Below are 2,640 nucleotides of genomic sequence, written 5' to 3' on the forward strand. Positions count from 1 at the left end.
GTTATAGGCTTCTTCGAGCAGGGCGCGGATGCCCAGGTCGATTTCCCGCGCGGTTTGCTCCGAATAGTCTTTCTGGCCCAGTCCGGCCATGTGTTCGCCCAAATAAGTCGGGGTTTGCCGTTCGAGTACCGATTGACCGAGTTCGGCACTCATGCCGAAGCGGGTGATCAACTGCCGGGCGATGTCGGTCGCCCGGGTCAGGTCATCGGCGGCACCTGTGGAAATCTGGCCATAGACGATGAACTCGGCGGCCCGACCGGCCATCAGTACGGCGATGCGATCCTTGAGCATCTGGCAACTGATCAGGAAGTGATCCTCGGTCGGGCGCTGCAAGGTATAGCCCAGCGAGCCAATGGAGCGGGGGATGATCGACACCTTGTGAACCGGGTCCATCCCCGGCAACGTGCCAGCGGCCAGGGCATGGCCCATTTCGTGATAGGCCACCACCAGGCGTTCGTCAGGCAGTAACAGGCTGCTCTTGCGTTCGACCCCGGCGACGATGCGTTCCACCGCGACCGTGAAGTCGTCGAGGGTGACGGTTTCGCCTCCCCGGCGGGTGGCCACGATCGCGGCTTCGTTGATCAGGTTCGCCAAGTCTGCACCGGTGAAGCCCGTGGTGATTTCGGCGATACGTTCGGAGTCGATGTCGGGCGCTACGGTGATTTTTTTCAGATGGACCTTGAGGATCGCCTGTCGGCCTTTTCGATCGGGGCGGTCGATCACCAGTTGACGGTCGAAGCGGCCGGCCCGCAGCAGCGCCGGGTCGAGGACCTCGGGTCGATTGGTCGCTGCCAGCAGGACCACACCTTCGCGCGGGTCGAAACCGTCCAGTTCGGCCAGCAGTTGGTTGAGGGTCTGTTCTTTTTCGTCGTTGCCGCCAAACGCACCGATACCGCGCATTTTGCCCAGGGCGTCGAGTTCGTCGATGAAAATGATGCACGGTGCAGCCTGCCGTGCCTGCTCGAACAGGTCGCGCACTCGAGCGGCGCCGACACCGACGAACATTTCGACGAATTCGGACCCGGAAATCGAAAAAAACGGCACCCCGGCTTCACCGGCGATCGCCTTGGCCACCAGGGTCTTGCCGGTGCCCGGTGGGCCGACCAGCAGGGTGCCCTTGGGAATATGCGCGCCCAGGCGTGCGTATCTGGCCTTGTCCTTCAGGAACGAGACGATTTCCACCAGCTCGGCCTTGGCTTCATCGATGCCCGCGACATCGGCGAACGTCACCCCGGTATCGCGTTCGACAAAGACCTTGGCCCGCGATTTGCCGACGTTCATCAGCCCGCCAAGGCCCTGTTTTTCGGCCATGCCGCGGAACAGGAAATGCCAGAGCACCATGATCATGGCAAAGGGCAGCAACCAGCCCAGCAGCGCGTTAAGCAGGGTGTTTTCGCTGATGCCGGAAAAGCCGACGCCTGACTGGGCCAGTTCCGTCGCCAGCGTAGGGTCGACCCGCACGGTGGTGAACAGATCGTGGCCATCGATGGGCTCTTGCAGCTTGCCGCTGATCTGCTCCTTGTCGACCCGCAACTCGCTGACCTTGTGCTCGCCCAACAGTTGCAGGAACTGACTGTAAGGGATGCTCTGCACCGAATGGCGGTCAACAAAAAACAGCTGGGCGAGTGCAAGGACCAGAAAGGTGATCGCGAAGTAGGAAAGGTTCCACTGGTGATTCTTTTTCATGGCCTTGGCTCAGGGAAAAAAGGCGGGCTGGCCCGATGCGTGACGGTTCGATTGCCGAACGCCGAGGCTCAAGCTCGTTGGGCATCTGAATACGATTCTAGACGCCATCAGCCCGAACGCCGGGGTTTACGCCGGACGTCGAGCTGATATTCCCTGTTTGACATCAGGCAATCAGCAGGTGATCTTCCACCGCCCTCACGCCTGGTACGGACCAGGCAGCGCGGGTAGCGATCTGGCGTTCACGCCACAGATGGACCCGGCCTTCAAGTTTCACGACATCACCGTCTACCTTGACGTGAATACCCTTGGCATCCACTTCGGCATTGCGCTTGAGGGCTTCTTCGATGCGGTGCTGGATATCGGCCACTTCCACCCGAGGATAAAGGGTGAGCCGATTGTCCACGCCCACCACCCCGGACAACTTGCGCACCGCACGTTCGACGGTTTCTTTCTGGTACTGCCAGTCCACCTTGCCTTCCAGCGTTACCCAGCCCTTTTGTACGATGACCTTGACGGTGTCTATGGGGACATCAGAACTCCAGGCAATGATCTTCAATGCGCGGGTCGCGATGGTGTCATCTGCCGTGCCCTCCCCGGGATCCAGCCTGACCTGTATTTCTTCGGCCAGCGCGCGTACCCCCTTGATGCGTTTTACCGCCTGTTCAGCAGCGATTTTCTGGGCATAGGTCCGGACATGGCCGGAGAGCGTGACGACGCCCTTGTCCACAGCGACGCCGATATTGGCGGCATCGATATCCGGCTGGAACTCAAGCTCATCCAGAATGGTTTGGCGCAGACTCAAGTCGTTCATGACGGTGTCCTCTGTGGTCGATTTGGCGCGAGYATCGGACGGCATATGCCCGATCACTGGGTATGTTTTTACGCCTGGCGGCTGAGCATTTATTGAGCTGAATCAACAATGCTTCTTTCAGCAGCGGTGCTTGGGCGCACAAC

At 60.1% G+C, this 2,640-nt stretch carries 2 protein-coding genes; both read right to left on the reverse strand.

Annotation, left to right across the window (positions count from 1 at the left end):
• A partial coding sequence (gene ftsH, locus AC1DH9_RS26875) for an ATP-dependent zinc metalloprotease FtsH (RefSeq protein ID WP_477809120.1) occupies positions 1 to 1,686 on the reverse strand: 1,686 nt, incomplete at its 3' end.
• A gap of 163 nt (positions 1,687 to 1,849) precedes the next feature.
• Complete coding sequence (locus AC1DH9_RS26880) at positions 1,850 to 2,497, reverse strand: BON domain-containing protein (protein WP_427539802.1); 648 nt, start codon at positions 2,495 to 2,497, stop codon at positions 1,850 to 1,852.
• Positions 2,498 to 2,640: the final 143 nt, after the last annotated feature.

This window comes from Pseudomonas sp. 05T35, assembly GCF_056396605.1.

What these genes read in the sequence shown, in the direction of transcription:
- AC1DH9_RS26880 (WP_427539802.1), bottom strand. Translation starts at nt 2,497, where the DNA reads ATGAACGACTTGAGTCTGCGCCAAACCATTCTGGATGAGCTTGAGTTC.